Origin of the sequence: Candidatus Arthromitus sp. SFB-mouse-NL (genome assembly GCF_000709435.1) — a bacterium.
Taxonomy (GTDB): domain Bacteria; phylum Bacillota; class Clostridia; order Clostridiales; family Clostridiaceae; genus Dwaynesavagella.
In genome coordinates, this window is the sequence record NZ_CP008713.1 from 71,491 (window position 1) to 89,534 (window position 18,044).

An 18,044-nucleotide genomic window follows, 5' to 3' on the forward strand; every position below is an offset into this window, starting at 1 on the left:
TATATGTTAAAATTATTTCGTTAATATATAAGGTATTAAATGGGGGATTGTATTGGAAAATATATATTTATTAGATGTTAATATGGATACTCATTTTATACAAATTTATAAAAAATATAAAAAGTCAATTATTTATGAAATATTAAAAAGGACTTTAGACATAATTGTATCACTGATATCTTTAATAATTTTATCTCCAATTTTATTAATTGTAGCATTATTAGTTAAAGCGGATTCTAAAGGTCCAGTTATATTTTCTCAACCTAGAGTTGGGAAAAATGGTAAAATTTTTAAAATGTATAAATTTAGATCTATGGTTGAGAATGCAGAGGATATATTAAGAGAGCTAAAAAGTAAAAATGAAATGTCTGGACCAATGTTTAAAATAAAACATGATCCGCGGGTTACTAGGATAGGGAGATTTATAAGGAAAACTAGTTTAGATGAATTACCACAACTTATAAATGTGTTAAAGGGAGATATGTCATTAGTTGGGCCAAGACCTAATCTACCGAGAGAGGTTAAGCAATTTGATAAATGGATGCTTGACAAATTGGTTGTTAGACCAGGATTAACGTGTTTTTGGCAAGTTATGGGAAGAAATTCTATTGGTTTTATTGAATGGATGAAATTGGATATTAAGTACGTTGAAGAACGGAATTTGATATTGGATATAGTTCTTATAATTAAGACTTTTAGGGTGCTGTTTGGTGATAAAACAGCAAGTTAATAGGGGAGATGTTAAAATATATGTTATGTGCTATTATAATGGCTGGTGGTAAGGGAACCCGATTTTGGCCACTATCTACGGAGGAAAAACCCAAGCAATTTCTAAACCTTTTAGGCGATAAGACTATGATAAAAATGACATATGATAGAATAAGTAGAGTTGTGCCTAAAGAAAGAATATTTATTTCTACTAGTTTAAAATATAAAGATTTAGTTTTAGAACAATTAGATGGTATTTTACCTCAAAATATAATAGTTGAACCTGAATCTCGCAATACATCAGCGTGTGTTTGTTTATCTAATTTATATGTAAAAAAGAAGTTTAATAATTGTAATGTTATAGTATTACCTTCAGATCATTTAATAAATGATGAGGAGGTTTTTATAGATGCTATATTAGATGCTAATGAGTTTTTATATAATAATGATAGAAGCATTATTACTTTTGGTATTAGGCCTGATAGACCAGAAACTGGATATGGTTACATAAATTCTGATTTTAATAGTTTTTCTAAGATAAATAAAGTTAATTCGTTTGTGGAAAAACCGGATTATGATACTGCTTTAAAATATTTGGATGCAGGAAATTATTATTGGAATAGTGGTATTTTTATTTGGAATGTAAATTTAATTTTGGATCTAATAGATAAATTTTTAAATAATACATATAAGGTTTTAAGTCCAATTCTTTATCTTAACCAAGATGAATGTAATGCATTTGTAAATGATAATTATAGTTTAACAGATAACGTTTCAATTGATTATAGTGTCATGGAAAAATATAATAATATTTTTGTTATTGAGGGTAATTTTGGTTGGGATGATGTTGGAAGTTGGTCTAGTATTGATCGGTATAGTAAGAAAGATGTAGATGGAAATGTTTTAAACTCTGCAGGAGTTTTAATGAAATCTAATAATAATACTATATTGACAAAAAAGAAGATTTTGTTAAATAATGTTAATGATTTAATAATTGTAGAAACAGATGATTATATAGTGGTTTCATCTAAAAAACATGCTCAAGATATAAGATTTGCGCAAGACTATATGTAATTTTAATGGGTTAGTTATTAAATAATAATTAGCCCTTTTTATTTTAAGGAGTGGTATATTATGAGATTTTCTTTAATAATGGCTACATTGGGTAGATTTGATGAAATAAGAATATTTTTAGATTCAATAGATTTACAAAATTATACTGATTTTGAACTTATTATAGTTGATCAAAATGAGGAGAATATTTTAGGGGATATAATATTACCCTATAAGAAAAAATTTTACATAAATCATATAAGAATAAAAGAGAAAGGATTATCTTTAGCAAGGAATGTAGGTATTAAATATGCTAAAGGGGATATTATTGCATTTCCAGATGATGATTGTATATATAGTTTGGGTATACTTGATTTTGTAAATAAGTTTTTTATAGAGAATAAAAATGTAGATTTCTTAACTTTTAGATTAAGGGATAAAGAAACTGGTGATGATGCTAATTTAAGATGGTATAATAGAGATGTTGAAATAACTAGCAAGAATATTTTTAGAACAGTTATAAGTCCGTCTATATTTATAAGAGTTAAAAATATAAATGATGTATTTTTTGACGAGAATCTTGGGGTTGGAAGAAGATATGGATCAGGAGAAGAAAGTGATATGGTTTTAGAGTTGTTATACAGAGGATATAAAGGTATGTTTTTAAATAATTTTATAATATACCATCCAAATAAAAAGGATTCTATTAATAAAATTTACTCATATGGACTTGGATATGGTGCAACATTGAAGAAACATGTTAAACTTCGAAGAGGTAATAATTTGATTTTTGATTATCTAATTATTGATTCTGTCATAAAACCCATTTTTGGGATGGTTATCAATATAGCAAAATTTAATAACGAAGGATTTATTCTATATAAGGAACGAATGAGATCGAGAATTAAGGGTTATTTAGAATATGAGATTTAATAAAGGGGGATGTTGATGTGTCACTAATAAAAAAAGCGGTAATTCCAATAGCAGGTTTTGGTACTAGATTTTTACCTATAACTAAATCTGTACCTAAGGAAATGATACCTATTTTAGATAAACCGACTATACATTATATTGTAGAAGAGGCGGTTAATTCAGGTATTACAGATATATTATTCGTTACGAGTAAACATAAAAAATGTATTGAAGATTATTTTGATAATTTTAAAGAATTGGAGAATGTTTTAGAGTTATCTGGAAATTATGAAATGTTAAATATAATTAAAGATATATCTAATATGGCTAATATAAGTTTTGTTAGACAAAAGGAGCAGAAGGGATTAGGTCATGCAATATATCATGCTAAAGCTTTTGTGGGTTCAGATCCATTTTGTGTATTACTTGGAGATGATTTAATTTACAATGATAATAAACCTTGTTTGAAACAATTGATAGATATACATGATGATTATGGGGGAAGTGTGATAGGAGTTCAAAAGGTTGATTTTAAAGATGTAGATAAGTATGGTATTATTGATGGTGTAGAAGTTTATAAGGATTTATATGAGGTTAAAAATTTAATTGAAAAACCTCATGTAGATCATGCTCCAAGTAACATAGCTATTCTTGGTAGATATATAATAAGTCCCAGTATATTTGAGTTTTTAGAGGAAGGTTTGGTAGGTAAAGGTGGAGAAATACAATTGACTGATTCCATATTAAAATTGCTTACAAATGAAAAGGTATATGCTTATAATTTTGAAGGAATTAGGTATGATATAGGAAATAAGTTAGGATATTTGGAAGCAACAATTGATTATGCATTAAGAGATAATAGTATAAATAGAGATTTAACAAGGTATTTAAAAGAGAGGTAAGTTTATGATTGATATAGAGCTAGATAATGATTTAATAGTTGATTATAATAAAAGTCTTTTAATAATAATTGATATGCTTAAAGGATTTACAGATATTGGTAATTTAAAGAGTAGATATATATCGAATATAGCATTAGATATAAGAGGTTATAGTAATAGATTTTCTAATATTATTGCCATAAATGATAATCATGGAAATAGTGATTGTGAGTTTAATCTTTATCCAGCTCATTGTATAGATGGTACAAAAGAAAGCGAACTTTGTGATGAATTAATAGACCTAGATTTTGATTATATACTTTATAAAAATTCAACTAATGGATTTTTTTCATATAATTTTTCAAATGTATTTAATGATTATATAGAGAATAATTTTAATTTTATAGTTACAGGGTGTTGCACGGATATATGTATATTACAATTTTGTTTAACGTTTAAGGCGTATTTAAATCACATAAATAAAAATCTTGATATAATAGTTCCTGTTAATTTGGTAGAAACATATGATGATATTAATCATCCGAGAGATGAATTAGCGAAGTTTTCACTATATTTCATGAAAAATATGGGTATAAGGTTAATAAATACTCATATATAAATTATTAATTATATACTTAAAAATATATTGAAAATTGTATAAACTTACTGAAATTAGAAATAATTTATATAAAAGGATTTATTTGTAATTAGGAGGAACATTTAAATTGAATAAGATATTGTTAGTTGGGCGACTCGTTAAAGATCCTGAGCAACGAATTATTGAAGATTCTCAAAAAGCTTTAATAAAGATAATTATAGCTGTGAATAGAGATTATAAGGAACCAGATGGTGAGAGAAAAGCTGATTTTATACCAGTTTCTTTTTGGGGTAAAAAAGGAGAGATTATTCTTAAACACCTGCATAAGGGAGATCTTATAAGTGTAGGTGGAAGACTTAGAATGGGATCTTATGTAGATAAAGACGGTAATAAAAAATATATAAGTGATGTTGTTGCTGAGGATTTTAAATTTGTGAGAAATCAATTTAAGGTTGAAACAAAAGTTCAATAAAATATTTAAATATAGAGGCATTAAATCACTTTTATCTTTGAATATATAAAAAGGAACCACTTTTATGTTAAGGTGGTCCTTTTTGTTTGGATAAATAATTTTTATAATTATTTATTTTAATATTTATTTTTTATTAATAGATATAAATAATTTTTCTTTAAACGCACGTCCAAAATTATAAGCATCCTTTAAATCTTCTTCACACGGTTTGAAATTTATTTTAAGGGATGGGGTTAGAAGTTTCATTTTTAATTCTTTAAGCCTAGATTCAGTATTAGGAACACCCTCTCCACTCCATCCATAAGAACCAAAGGCTGCAGCGACTTTTCCACCGTGGATTATTGGATTTAAATGTGTTAATAAATCACGAATAGGTTCTAGCATATCTGAATTTATTGTTGGTGTACCAAACAATAAACCATCCGCTGAATTTATTTCATCTAATAATTTGTTTTTATCATGACTTATAACATCATACAATTTTACATCTACGTCATCATTTTCACATATAGATTTTGAAATTGTTTCGGCAAGAGTTGCTGTATAACCATACGCAGATACGTAACATATAACAACTTTTGGCTTTTCATTTTTAGGTTGAGGAGTACTCCACGCTTTGTATAAGGATATTATTTTTTGTATATCTCTCCTTAAAATAGGACCATGACCCGGACAAATATAATCTATTTCTAATTTTTTAATCTTATCTAGAGCTTTAAGCATAAATGATTTGAATGGTCCGAATATGCAGTCATAATAGTATTTTAGTGCATCCATATAATCTTCATAATTTTCAACGGAGTCATCAAAAATATTTTCTGTACAATAATGAGCTCCAAATGAATCACAAGTTATTAGAGTATTTAATTCTTCAATATATGTGTATATAGTATCTGGCCAATGTAAAAATGGAGCAGATATAAATTTAAGAGTTTTATCACCTAGAGATATTACTGAATCTTGGGTTGCTTCTAGATATTTAAAATCTTTATTAGCAACTTTTTTTAGATATTTTATGGCAGTTGGTGATGCTACGATAGTTATATTTGGACAAAGATCTATCATTTTTTCAACAGATCCTGCATGATCTGGTTCAGTATGGCTAACTATTAAATAGTCAATTTTTTCAAGATGTATATTAGTTTCTTTTAGTCTTTCAATATATTGATCGAAAAATTGAGCTTTGACAGTCTCAAAAATAGCAGTTTTTTCAGTACCTGTAACCACATATGAATTATACGTTGTACCGTAAGGCGTGTTCATTATTATATCAAACACTCTGAGTTCTGGGTCGAGGGCACCTACCCATAGTAAATCATCTTGGATTTTATAGCTTCTCATATTTAAATCCCTTCTTTTTATTTTAAAATAAATTTATATAATTAAGTTTATGTATAATATTATAAATTTTAAATAATATTTTAGTCAAAATATTATTTTCTAATTAGGGGATAAAAACAAAAAAAAATATATAATTGCGATAATTGTCGTTTAAAAATATTATTTTTATATAAAAAATTTTGGAATAATGACAAATTCCCAAAAAATATTGTGATAGAATTTTGTTATGTTATATTATTTGTTAGGAAGGTATTATTTATGAAAGTAATTGAAGTTTTGAAGGGAAGAGAATATAGTTTAAGTGAGATAATTGAGTATTATTATAAAGTGATTGAAACGGAAGTTACAATAGATATTGAAGGTAATATGGATTCTAGATTGGTATATGGTATACAAATAGATAAGATTTTGATAAAAAAGGATGGACAACAGATAACTGATAGTGAAAAAGTTGAAATTATAAGTTGTAATTTAGAATTTGTTAGAGAAATTTGTAGAACTTTTCACAAACAGCTAGTATCCCCATTCCATTTAATTGATATTCTAGAAGATAATATAAGTGCGTCTTTTAGGATTAATTCTAAAATAAGGTTTAAAGAGAAAGTGTAGATATTTGTTTGAGGTAGAGTTTTGATAGTAGGTAGTGGGTGTGATATCTTAAGTATACGTAGAGTGGAGTCGCTTTTAAGATATAATAAATTTTTAGATAAGTATTTTACTGGTAATGAAATATGTATGTTTAATAATCAGAAAAATAAAAAAAATTATGTAAAGAAAATAGCTTCTAACCTTTGTGTTAAAGAAGCCTTTTTTAAATCTATATCACATAAATTTAAAAAGTTTAGTTTTAAAGATATAGAGGTGTTAAGGGATAAAGATGGAAGGCCTTATTTAAGATTGCTAAATAGCTTGAAGGAGTTTATAAATATAAATATTAATGTGACTATATCTAATGAGAGAGATTATGTTATATCATTTATTATTTTAGAAATTTAGTATAAAGAATATTAATAAGTAATAAAAAAAAATGGATTGAATAAGTATTATCTATAAATTTTTTAGAAGGGATGTACTTATTTTGAAAAGGAATATTATATTTTCTATATTATTTCTATTTATTTTAGTTTCTTGTAAACCTATAAAAATAGAAAATTCTGAGCAAGCTTTTGATTATGTTAAGGGAATTAAAAATTATACATCTGATGTAAGGATTACATTTAAAAATGAGAGAAATGAAGAGAGTATATTTTTGAGGCAGTATAGTTGTTATAATGGAAGTTATAGACTAGATTTGGAAGAGGAACGCATATACATATATGCAGATGATAAAATATTTGTAGAGGATTTAAAAAATAAGAAGAAGTATTTTTTAGAAGAAAATTTTGATGAAGTATATAAATATAGTTTTTTAAATGAATATATAAAACTAATTTATTCAATGGATCAAGTTGAGTATTTTAAAGAATTTTATGATGATGGAAACAAAAAAATTGATATTTATGGAGCTAAGGTAAATCTTCCTATTAACAATCTTAATATAAATTCTGCAACTTTATATTTGGATGGAGAGAAGCTTTCTCCTATTAGGCTTGAAATATTTGATATTAAAGGGAATATTAGAATTTTAATAGAATATCTAACGTTTGAGGTTTTAGAGGAAATTGACTTACAGTTATTTGAATATTAGCTATTGAGATTTAGGAGGAATTATGAGAATTAATTATAATGTTTATGCGGAAGTAAATTTAGATAATTTAGTTAAAAATTTAAAATTCATCCAAAATATTAATGGTAATAATAAGATTATACCTGTTATTAAGGATGATGCTTATGCTCATGGAATTATTGAAGTTGCAAATAAATTTATAGATAATGGAATTCAAATATTATCTGTTGGAGACATAAATGAAGGTATTTTATTAAGGAAATTTGGGGTTAGGGTTCCTATCTTAGTATTTGGAATTACGCCTGCTGAAAATATAGATGATTTAATAAAAAATGATCTTACACAAACAGTATCAAGTTTTGAATATGCTAATATAATTTTAGAAAAATTGTCTAGAATAAATAAGAGATTGAAGGTACATATAAAGGTTGATACTGGAATGGGAAGAGTGGGATTAATTGCAAGCGATGAAAATTTTAAAATTGTAAATAATATATGTAGTAATCCCTTAATTGATATTCAAGGTGTATACTCTCATTTTTCGGATGCGGGGGGAGAGGATAAGAATTACACAGTTAATCAATATAAATTATTTAAATTGTTTTGTAATAATTTATCAAAATTAAAACTAGATATTAAATATAAACATATATGCAATAGTGAGGGAAGTCTAAATTATAGATTTGATGATATTGAATATATAAGACCAGGACTTTCGCTATATGGATATAGTATGGGTAAAAATTATGAAGAACTTAAACCTGTTATGAGTCTAAAGGCTAAAGTTGTACATATAAAGAAGGCTAATAAAGGTGAATATATAGGATATGGTAAGACATATAGAGTTGATAAAGAAAGTTATATTGCTACTTTAAACATTGGGTATGGTCATGGATATCCTAGATATTTGTCTAATAAGGGAAGAGTAATAGTTAATAATGAGTTTGCTAATATTGTTGGTAGTATATGTATGGATCATTGTATGATTGATATTACAAATATTATTAATATTAAATTGTTTGATGACGTTATATTGATAGGTAGTAGTGGAGAAAAGAATATAGATGCACATGAAATAGCTAGGTATGGTAATACTATTTGCTATGAGGTATTATGTGGTATACGTAGGAAGGTTCCTAGAGTTTATTTGGAGGATAATAAGATAAAATATATTAGAGAAGGGTATTATTAGAACTTTTATTAACTAAAGTTCTATAAAGTTGTAAAAAATTAGAAGATAGTATATAATTAAAGAAGTACGTAATTAGATAGAAATGAGCTATAATTGTAATTTATAATTATGGGGGTACTTCTAGGTGAGTATATATAAAAGACCATTCTCTAAGCCACGTGTAAGAAATGTTAAATTAGAACAAAAATGTAGCATAAATTTGAAGAATAGCATATTAATATTTATTAGAAATAGGAATTGGAGAACTATAAGAAAAGGATATGAATGTATGGGAGATATAAATATAGAATTATCTGAATATGGATTTTTATCAGCTTTTGAAGAATTAGTTAAATATGAGATAAGGCTTTCGGAGAGTGATAGTTTAGATGACTACAATGGTAGTAAAAAGAGGAGACATATTTTATGCTGACTTGAGTCCTGTTATAGGATCTGAGCAGGGAGGGATACGACCTGTTATAATAATTCAAAATGATATAGGAAATAAGTATAGTCCTACTGTTATAGTTGGAGCAATAACTTCCCAGATCAATAAAGCTAAGTTACCTACTCATGTTGAAATTTCGTCTGAAGAATATGGATTAAATAAAGATTCTGTAGTTTTGCTAGAACAGGTAAGGACTTTAGATAAAAAAAGACTTAAGGAAAAAATAGGTCATATGACTAAAAGTGATATGAAGAAGGTGGATAAAGCATTATTTATAAGTTTAGGATTAGAATGAAAAATATAAAAATATTATTATATATAGAAAAGTATATTAATGGCATTTTAAAAATGCCATTAATGTTTTTTGGAGATATATTTTATGAAAATTGTTAAGAGGATCTCGTGTATATTTTTGATGATGTTGTTTATCTTTTGTTTTGAATATACTGTATCTCAAGCAATAAATTTTGTTAATACTGATTATATACATGAATTTAAGCAAGACATAAATAATTTGTTGGATGATAATATCGATACATATTTTACATTACCTGATTTTACTAATTATTTAGAATTTAAATTAGAAAATCATAGTGGAGTAAGTGGTATAGAATTGGTTTTTGATGATACTGAGTTTGATTATAAATATAAAATATATTCCAGTAACGATGGATATACGTATAACGAAGTTGCACTTGATAGGGAAATTATAGACTCAAATACTGAGGTAGCTTATGTTGATATAAAGGATATTTATGTAAGATTGAGAGTTTTAAGTAGTAATAGTGAAGATTATGTACATATAAAGGATATTAATTTTTTTAACAAAGATGGAAATAGGATTAGTAATGTAGAGATAGAGAAAGATGAGCCGGTTATAAATGAATATAAGTTTCAAATGGAAGATGTATATTATAAAGATGCGATTAATGGTTTAATATCTAGGACATTAGGAAAAGAGTATGTAAATTTTTTTGATTTATCTCTCTTGCCTGATGATAAAGGTAAGGATTATTTTGTTATATATACAGAAAATGATAAAGTGATACTTAAAGGTAATAATATTAATTCTATAAGTGTTGCTCTTAATTACTATTTTGAGCATTACTTGGAACAAACATTTGAAAGGTTTGGTAATTCTAAGATAAAGGTTACATTACCTTTACCTCAAATAGAGGGTGTAATAGAAAAAAGTATAGATATGAAGTACAGATATAATTATAATTACGTAGCTTATGGATATACTATGGCTTATTGGACGTTTGATGAGTGGGAAAGAGAAATTGACTGGATGGCTTTAAATGGTTTCAATATGGCATTAAATTTAGTTGGTCATGAAGAGGTTGTTAGAAGATTTTTAAAAGAATTTGGGTTTAGTTTCTTTGAAATAGTGAATTATTTAACTTCTCCAATATATTTGCCGTGGCAATTTATGGGAAATATAAGTGCTGTTGGAGGTGAATTAACACCTAAGTGGTTTGAGGATAGAGCTAAACTTTCTATAGATATTCAAAAAAGGATGCTTGAAGTTGGAATAGAACCTATACATCAGATGTTTATAGGATATTTCCCTTACAAAGAAAATAGTGGGGTTAATGTTATAAATGGAGGATATTGGAGTAAAATAAAGGGACCAGATAGGTTGGATTTTAATAATAATAACGTAGAATTTATTAGTAGTGTATATTACGAGAAACAGAGAGAATTACTTGGTAAATCTAAATATTTCGCAGGCGATTTGTTTCATGAAGGGGCTAATTTATATGGATATGATGCAGGAGAGTTATCAAATAGAGTTTTAAGCTTGCTTAAAAATAATACTGGAGAAGATTCTGTATGGATCATACAGTCTTGGGCTCATAATCCTTCATCAGAGAGTATAGAGAATCTTAATAAAGATAATATATTGATATTGGATTTACACTCTCAGTTAAATACTAGATGGAAGGGAATATCTAAGTTTAATTATATGTCATGGGATAATAAGGAGTTTGATAATTCAAATTGGATATTTGGTATATTAAATAATTTTGGAGGAAGAAATGGCTTGTATGGTCATTCAAATCATTTATTAAGGCAGTTTTATGATGCAAAGTATAATTCAGATTATTTAAGTGGAATAGCAAATACCTCTGAAGGTGTTGGATTTAATAATTTTATCGATGAACTTTCAACTGAATTAATATTTTCAGATGAAGTTAATATGGATGAATTTGTAAAAAGATATTTAAAGAATAGATATGGGAAAAGTGATAGAGATTTATTGGTAGCGTTTAATATTTTGTTAGATACAGTTTATAATCCGGTAACTGATATTTATCATGAAGGAGCTTCAGAGTCAGTCATAAATGCTAGGCCTTCTCTAGAAATTAATAGTGCGTCTAAGTGGGGAACTATTCATAAAAATTATGATTCCAGGAAGTTAGAGAGAGTTATTGAAATTTATATTTCTAAGTATGATGAATTCAAAGATAATGAAGGATATATAATTGATTTGATTGATATAGCAAGTGAAGTTATAATTAATTTGGCAAGCGAGTATTATCAGATTATACAAGAATATTATAATAATGGTAATATTAAGTATTTGCAATTGATATCCAAGAAATTTTTAAATCTTATTTTATTACAAGCAAATATATTATCGTATAATGATAAAAAAAGTCTCCAAAAAATAATTAATAAGTTGGATGCTTTAGATTATGATGATTATTTTAAAGATACCTTAAAATATAATAAGAAAATGATATTAACTACATGGTATGATAAATTAGTTTCTGAAGATGGTGGGCTTAGAGACTATGCAAATACTGATTTTTATGATATCGTAGGAACTCTTTATTATAATAGATGGAAAAGATTTTTTGATGAGATATCAAGTAATGAGTTAAAAGGATTTTATGATGATTATAGATTTGATGTTAAATGGATAAATGATGATTATTCATTAAACTTTAATAAGTCTGATAAATCTTTAAATAGTTTAATGGATTTATTATTAGTTGAGATAGGTATTTATAGAAATAATTTTTCATTCTTAGGAGATTTGATATATTCTATAAATGATTTATTTTAATAGAGGACAGTAAAAATGCTGTCCTCTTAAATTTTTTAACATCTTAATATATAAACTAGGAAATATAGTGTTAAAATTTATGTTATAATTAAGTATATAGCATAAACATAGGAGAATTTGTTATGATTGATTTTATAAAGGTATCTAAGATATATGAAAAAAACGTAAAAGCTTTGATAGATGTTAGTGTATCTATAGAACAAGGTGAATTTGTTTTTTTAGTTGGGTCAAGTGGGGCTGGTAAGTCTACTTTTATAAAAATGATCCTAAGGGAAATAAAACCTACAAGTGGGAAGGTTATAATAAATAATAAAGATGTAAGTTTGATAAAAAGAAGGGATATTCCTCATTATAGGAGAAGTATAGGAATGGTTTTTCAGGATTTTAAATTAATATCTAATTTAAATGTTTATGAAAATGTTGCTTTTGCTATGAGAGTGGTTGAATCTGATGAAAAAGAGATTAGAAAAAGGGTTCCTGTTGTTTTGAGTTTAGTTGGTCTTTCAGATAAATATAAGGTTTTTCCTCACGAATTATCTGGTGGGGAACAACAAAGGGTGTCTCTTGCAAGAGCAATGGTTAACAATCCATCGATATTAATAGCGGACGAGCCTACAGGAAATTTGGATCCGGATACTTCGCTTGAGATAATGGCGCTTCTTCAGGATATAAATAGAGGTGGAACTACTGTTCTTATGGCAACGCATGCTAAGGATATTGTGGACAGAATGAAGAGAAGGGTTGTGGCAATTGAAAGAGGAGTAGTTTTAAGAGATGAGAAGAGAGGAAAATACGAGTAATGAAAGTTTCAAGTTTTAAAGGATTTACTATTGATGCTATTAAGAGCCTATTTAGAAATAAGACTATAAGTATAGCAACTATAGTTAATATAGTTGTTACTCTAACAATTTATGGTATATTTTTAATACTAATGAATGTTATTGTTGCGAATGTAAATGATGTTGAATCTCGTCTTCAGCTTAAGGTTTATTTAAAGGATAATATAACTGTAGAGCAACAGCAGCAGATAAGGGATGCTATAGGTAGTGTTGAAGGTATAGATGATGTATACTATGAAAGTAAAACAGAGGCGTTAATTAATTTTAAAAATCAACTTAAGGACTATGCGTGGATGATTGAGGGATATGATGAGAATAATAATCCTCTCCCAAGTTCATATGTTATTAAAATAAAAACACCAGAAGTATCAGAACGTATAGAGAATGCAGTTGAAGGATTTGATGGTATTGATGATATCGGGAGTGATAAGGTTCTTGTTAAGGAAGTATCTAAGATATCCACGTTTATTAGAATTGCATGGGCTATTTTATCATTTATTTTGATAGTGGTTTCTTTATTTTTAATAATGAATACAATTAAACTTACTATATATTCTCGTAGAAAAGAAATATATATAATGAAATTTGTTGGTGCTACAGATTGGTTTATAAGATGGCCATTTGTGATAGAGGGAATTATTTTAGGAGTTATAGGAGCGATTATTTCTCTTGGGATTATATATTATGGTTATTTTTCTGTATATAGTTTCTTAAATGATAGGAATTTATTTTCGTATTTAATTTCACCTAATGTTATTTTGATACAATTAGTTATGCATTTTTTCTTAATTGGTATATTGGTTGGTATTGCAGGAAGCATATTTTCACTAAGAAAGTTTTTGAAGGTTTAGTTTATTATATATATAATTTGAATATTTAGGAATAAATAGGGGAATAACTAAAATTAGTTGTTAGTTGGTTTGGAGGAATTTATGGATATTAATGATAATGACAAAGATATATCAAATGGTAAACAAGATACATCGATAAATTCAAAAAAGAATGTAGGAGTATTTAACAATAAGTGTTTAATTGTGATTTTTACCGCACTGTTGTTTCTTATTAGTAATGTTTTGTTTTATATATTTGGTCTAAATTTTTCCTCTGGATCCTATTTGTCTTCAGGAGGATTAAAAGCACTTTCAGGTGATATATCCGATTATAGGAAGCTTATGCTTGTTAAAAATATTATAAGTAGGACTTATAATCCATATAGTGGTGCTGTTGCTTCTGACATGATGGATAGTGCTATAAAAGGTATGGTTGATTCATTAGGTGATCCATATACTGTTTATATGGATCAGAATGAATTTTATGATTTTAACTTAAGGAGTAAAGGTAATTACGTTGGAATTGGTATACAGGTTGCTCCTAAAGAGGGCAAGATATTTATAATATCAGTGTTTAAGAATTCTCCAGCAGAGAAATCTGGTATTAGAGCTGGAGATTATATTATAAATGTTTCAAATGAAAATGTTTATGAAGATAGTATTGATAGAGCGATATCTCTTATAAAAGGAGAAGAAGGCAGTAGTGTGAATTTAACTGTAGAGAGAGAAGGAAAGCATATACAATTTAATGTTAATAGAGAAAAAATAGATGTTATGCCTGTGGAGTATGAAAAAATTACTGAAGATATTTTATACATAAAAATAAATTCATTTGATGAAAATTCATCAAAAGGTGTTAATGAAGCTTTAATTAGTTCTAATTATAGAGGTATTATTTTAGATTTGAGGGGTAATCCAGGTGGACTCTTAAATGAATGTGTTGATATAGCATCACAGTTTATACCTGAAGGGAAAGTTATAGTTTCAATGGATGATAAATATGGTAATAGAGAGCTTATTAATGCTAAAAAAGGAATAGCAGAGGATAAAGAAATTGTTGTACTTGGCGATTCTGGAAGCGCTTCGGCATCAGAGGTATTGATAGGTGCTCTTAAAGATCATAATAGAGCTATTTTTGTTGGTGAAACTACATTTGGTAAGGGATTAGTACAGAGAGTTTTTGAACTTGGAGATGGTAGTGGTGTTAAGGTTACAGTTTCTAAATATTATACACCGTCTGAGGAATATATAAATAAAGTTGGAATACATCCTAATGTTGAGGTTATATATTCTCAAGATGAAATTCTAAGACATAAACAAATGTCTAATGGTGATTATGTGAAGATGAGGGAACTAGATCCACAATATATAAAGGCTCTAGAGATATTAAAGGAGAATATCAGTAGTTAATGGTTTTATATGTTTATTTAATATCTTTTGTTTTAAATTTGATTAATATATATTGGAGAAATAAGGTGGGAATTTATTGCCACCTTATTTTAATATGTAAAAACATTTTGTTAATACTTTTTTTTAATCTCGTATTTATGGATGTGACTAATAGGACTGGTTTCCATTTTTTAGATAAAAGAGTTTTAATAGGAATTTGTTTATTTAGTTTATTAAATTATTTTTTAATAAATAAGTATATATGCATATCATTTAGTGGGATTATATCTTATTTGTTTTTAAAGTTATTGGGTATTCAAGTGTGCGCTGGTTCAATAGTTTTATTGGTTGGAATATTACATATATTTGAGGGAGTATTTATTTGCTTGAATTTTGATAGTGATAATAACAAGCTTTATTTACCATTGTATTTTGGGAATATTCCTATAGTATTTTTTATTTTTTTTAGAAGAGGTTACTTAAATGATTTTAAATATAGTAAATTTATATCAGGATTGTTTGTTTTTGTATATGGTTTGATTGTTATGATATTATATGAGTTCATAAGAAATTTATTTTCATTGATAATTATTTGTGTTCTTCACGAATTTATGATTGTATTAGAAAAGAGAGTTATTAAAGAGATTTGTAAGATTATTTAGGAGATATATAAATGAAAGATTTTAAGATAAATTCAAAGTTAAAACCCATGGGAGATCAGCCTAAAGCTATAGATGAACTTGTAAATTCTATTAATAGTGGTAATAAATACCAAACTCTTTTGGGTGTTACTGGATCTGGAAAAACTTTTACTATGGCAAATGTTATAGAGAGGTTACAGAGACCAGCTTTAGTATTGGCTCATAATAAAATATTAGCAGCACAATTATGTTCGGAGTTTAGAGAGTTTTTTCCAGATAATTCTGTTGAGTATTTTGTGTCTTATTATGATTATTATCAGCCAGAGGCCTATGTTCCTCAAACGGATACATTAATAGAAAAGGATGCATCTATTAATCAGGAGATAGATAAATTAAGGCACTCTGCAACATCTTCTTTAGTTGAAAGAAGAGATACCATAGTTGTGGCTTCTGTATCTTGCATATATGGTTTAGGAAATCCTATAGAGTATAAGAAGCTTGTAGTAAATCTAAGAGTTGGTATGATTCGTGATAGGGATGACATTGTAAGGCAACTTGTTGAGATACAGTATGAGAGAAATGAGATAGATTTTGCTAGAGGGACATTTAGGGTTAAGGGTGATGTTCTTGATATTGTCCCAGCATCTTCTTTCAGTGTTGGAATTAGGGTTGAATTTTTTGGAGATGAGATAGAGAAAATAAGTGAATTTGATGTTTTGACAGGAAAAGTATTTTCTAAATTAGCTCATATTTCTATATATCCAGCTACTCATTTTGCTACATCTAAAGGAGTGATTGAAGAAGCTATAAGTGAGATAAATTTGGAACTTGAAGAGAGAATTAGGTATTTTAAAGAAAATGATAAACTCTTGGAAGCCCAGAGGATTAAAGAGAGAGTTAATTATGATATTGAGATGATGAGAGAAATCGGGTATTGCAGTGGTATTGAGAATTATTCTAGAATTTTAGATGGAAGAGAGAAGGGGAGCAAACCTTATACTTTGTTTGATTATTTTCCGTCTGATTATTTGTTGTTTATAGATGAGTCTCATGTTACTATACCACAAGTTAGAGCAATGTATGCGGGAGATAGATCGAGAAAGGAGTCCCTTGTTAATTATGGATTTAGACTTCCTTGTGCTTATGATAATCGTCCTCTTAAATTTGAAGAATTTGAGGAAAAGATAAATCAAGTAGTTTTTGTGTCTGCAACACCATCAGATTATGAAAAAGAGCATCAAGAATTTATAGTAAATCAAATTATAAGACCAACGGGACTTTTAGATCCTTTGGTTGAGGTTAGACCCATTGAAAATCAGATAGATGATTTATATGAGGAAGTTATAAAAACGATAGAAAAGGGATTTAGAGTTTTAGTTACAACTCTCACAAAAAAGATGGCGGAGCATTTAACTGATTATTTAAATGATTTAAACATTAAAACTACATATATGCATTCTGATGTAAAGACTATAGATAGAATGGAGATAATAAAATCTTTAAGAAGTGGGGAATTTGATGTTTTAGTTGGTATAAATTTATTGAGAGAGGGACTTGATATACCTGAAGTATCTCTTGTGTGTATTCTTGATGCTGATAAAGAGGGATTTTTAAGATCTGAAACAAGTCTTATCCAAACGATAGGAAGAGCTGCAAGAAATGCAGAGAGTAAGGTTATATTGTATGGTGATGTTATAACTAAGTCCATGAAAATGGCAATTGATGAAACAAAGAGAAGAAGAGCAATACAAATGGAACACAATAAGAAGTATGGAATAACTCCTAAAACTGTTATAAAAGGTATCAGAGAAGTAATACAAGCAACGAAGATATCAAATGATGAAGTTAGTAAGAAGAAGGTTAATATTAATATTCCAAAAGATTTTGATGAGTGTATGAAGCGTATTGGTATGCTTGAGAAAGAAATGAAGAAATGTGCGAAAGAACTTGATTTTGAGCGTGCTATGGAATTGAGAGATGAGATAAAAGAAATTAAGAAGATTATATTTATTTAGGAGG

General features: G+C 27.4%; 19 protein-coding genes. 18 read left to right on the plus strand and 1 reads right to left on the minus strand.

What is annotated here, in order from left to right:
- Positions 1 to 52: 52 nt before the first annotated feature.
- The 6 genes from SFBMNL_RS00340 (at position 53) to SFBMNL_RS00365 (ending at position 4,624) form a co-directional block, all read left to right on the plus strand.
- The gene (locus tag SFBMNL_RS00340) at positions 53 to 730 is read left to right on the plus strand and encodes a sugar transferase (RefSeq protein ID WP_005807634.1); all 678 of its coding nucleotides are present in this window, start codon (positions 53 to 55) and stop codon (positions 728 to 730) included.
- Between the two features lie 20 nt (positions 731 to 750).
- Complete coding sequence (locus SFBMNL_RS00345; RefSeq protein ID WP_042293949.1) at positions 751 to 1,782, plus strand: mannose-1-phosphate guanylyltransferase; 1,032 nt, start codon at positions 751 to 753, stop codon at positions 1,780 to 1,782.
- A 60-nt stretch (positions 1,783 to 1,842) separates the two neighbouring features.
- The gene (locus SFBMNL_RS00350) at positions 1,843 to 2,694 is read left to right on the plus strand and encodes a glycosyltransferase family A protein (protein ID WP_005807631.1); all 852 of its coding nucleotides are present in this window, start codon (positions 1,843 to 1,845) and stop codon (positions 2,692 to 2,694) included.
- A 17-nt stretch (positions 2,695 to 2,711) separates the two neighbouring features.
- A complete protein-coding gene (gene galU, locus SFBMNL_RS00355; RefSeq protein ID WP_042293951.1) occupies positions 2,712 to 3,575 on the plus strand; it encodes a UTP--glucose-1-phosphate uridylyltransferase GalU in 864 nt (287 codons plus the stop codon).
- A 4-nt stretch (positions 3,576 to 3,579) separates the two neighbouring features.
- Positions 3,580 to 4,173, plus strand: coding sequence for a cysteine hydrolase family protein (locus SFBMNL_RS00360; RefSeq protein WP_005807629.1), 594 nt, complete (start codon positions 3,580 to 3,582; stop codon positions 4,171 to 4,173).
- A 106-nt stretch (positions 4,174 to 4,279) separates the two neighbouring features.
- A complete protein-coding gene (locus SFBMNL_RS00365) occupies positions 4,280 to 4,624 on the plus strand; it encodes a single-stranded DNA-binding protein (RefSeq protein WP_005807628.1) in 345 nt (114 codons plus the stop codon).
- Positions 4,625 to 4,747: 123 nt separating this feature from the next.
- Here SFBMNL_RS00365 and SFBMNL_RS00370 read toward each other — a convergent pair whose 3' ends face one another.
- A complete protein-coding gene (locus SFBMNL_RS00370) occupies positions 4,748 to 5,965 on the minus strand; it encodes an FprA family A-type flavoprotein (RefSeq protein ID WP_005807627.1) in 1,218 nt (405 codons plus the stop codon).
- Between the two features lie 258 nt (positions 5,966 to 6,223).
- On the opposite strand from SFBMNL_RS00370, the gene SFBMNL_RS00375 reads away from it, so the two are divergent.
- From SFBMNL_RS00375 to uvrB, 12 genes are all read left to right on the plus strand, one after another.
- On the plus strand, positions 6,224 to 6,574 hold the full coding sequence (locus SFBMNL_RS00375) for a DUF6514 family protein (RefSeq protein ID WP_005807626.1): 351 nt from the start codon (positions 6,224 to 6,226) through the stop codon (positions 6,572 to 6,574).
- A gap of 21 nt (positions 6,575 to 6,595) precedes the next feature.
- Entirely contained in the window at positions 6,596 to 6,961 is a 366-nt protein-coding gene (acpS, locus tag SFBMNL_RS00380; protein WP_005807624.1) for a holo-ACP synthase, read from the plus strand.
- Positions 6,962 to 7,043: 82 nt separating this feature from the next.
- The gene (locus tag SFBMNL_RS00385) at positions 7,044 to 7,652 is read left to right on the plus strand and encodes a germination lipoprotein GerS-related protein (protein WP_005807623.1); all 609 of its coding nucleotides are present in this window, start codon (positions 7,044 to 7,046) and stop codon (positions 7,650 to 7,652) included.
- Between the two features lie 22 nt (positions 7,653 to 7,674).
- Positions 7,675 to 8,823, plus strand: coding sequence for an alanine racemase (gene alr, locus SFBMNL_RS00390; RefSeq protein WP_042293955.1), 1,149 nt, complete (start codon positions 7,675 to 7,677; stop codon positions 8,821 to 8,823).
- A 124-nt stretch (positions 8,824 to 8,947) separates the two neighbouring features.
- The gene (locus SFBMNL_RS00395) at positions 8,948 to 9,235 is read left to right on the plus strand and encodes a hypothetical protein (RefSeq protein ID WP_005807621.1); all 288 of its coding nucleotides are present in this window, start codon (positions 8,948 to 8,950) and stop codon (positions 9,233 to 9,235) included.
- The gene (locus SFBMNL_RS00400; RefSeq protein ID WP_005807620.1) at positions 9,192 to 9,545 is read left to right on the plus strand and encodes a type II toxin-antitoxin system PemK/MazF family toxin; all 354 of its coding nucleotides are present in this window, start codon (positions 9,192 to 9,194) and stop codon (positions 9,543 to 9,545) included. Before SFBMNL_RS00395 ends, SFBMNL_RS00400 begins: the two co-directional genes overlap by 44 nt.
- Before the next feature lie 84 nt (positions 9,546 to 9,629).
- Positions 9,630 to 12,326, plus strand: coding sequence for an alpha-N-acetylglucosaminidase TIM-barrel domain-containing protein (locus SFBMNL_RS00405; protein ID WP_042293957.1), 2,697 nt, complete (start codon positions 9,630 to 9,632; stop codon positions 12,324 to 12,326).
- 122 nt (positions 12,327 to 12,448) lie between these two features.
- Positions 12,449 to 13,126 (plus strand): cell division ATP-binding protein FtsE, encoded by a 678-nt coding sequence (gene ftsE / locus SFBMNL_RS00410; RefSeq protein ID WP_042293960.1) that lies wholly within the window; start codon positions 12,449 to 12,451, stop codon positions 13,124 to 13,126.
- Positions 13,126 to 14,016, plus strand: a complete 891-nt coding sequence (ftsX, locus tag SFBMNL_RS00415; protein WP_005807614.1) for a permease-like cell division protein FtsX — start codon at positions 13,126 to 13,128, stop codon at positions 14,014 to 14,016. The genes ftsE and ftsX overlap by 1 nt, the downstream gene beginning before the upstream one ends.
- Positions 14,017 to 14,097: 81 nt before the next feature.
- Complete coding sequence (locus SFBMNL_RS00420) at positions 14,098 to 15,405, plus strand: S41 family peptidase (protein ID WP_042293961.1); 1,308 nt, start codon at positions 14,098 to 14,100, stop codon at positions 15,403 to 15,405.
- Between the two features lie 137 nt (positions 15,406 to 15,542).
- Entirely contained in the window at positions 15,543 to 16,046 is a 504-nt protein-coding gene (locus SFBMNL_RS00425; RefSeq protein WP_242838766.1) for a serine protease, read from the plus strand.
- Positions 16,047 to 16,057: 11 nt separating this feature from the next.
- Positions 16,058 to 18,040 (plus strand): excinuclease ABC subunit UvrB, encoded by a 1,983-nt coding sequence (gene uvrB / locus SFBMNL_RS00430; RefSeq protein ID WP_005807611.1) that lies wholly within the window; start codon positions 16,058 to 16,060, stop codon positions 18,038 to 18,040.
- The last annotated feature ends 4 nt before the right edge of the window (positions 18,041 to 18,044 follow it).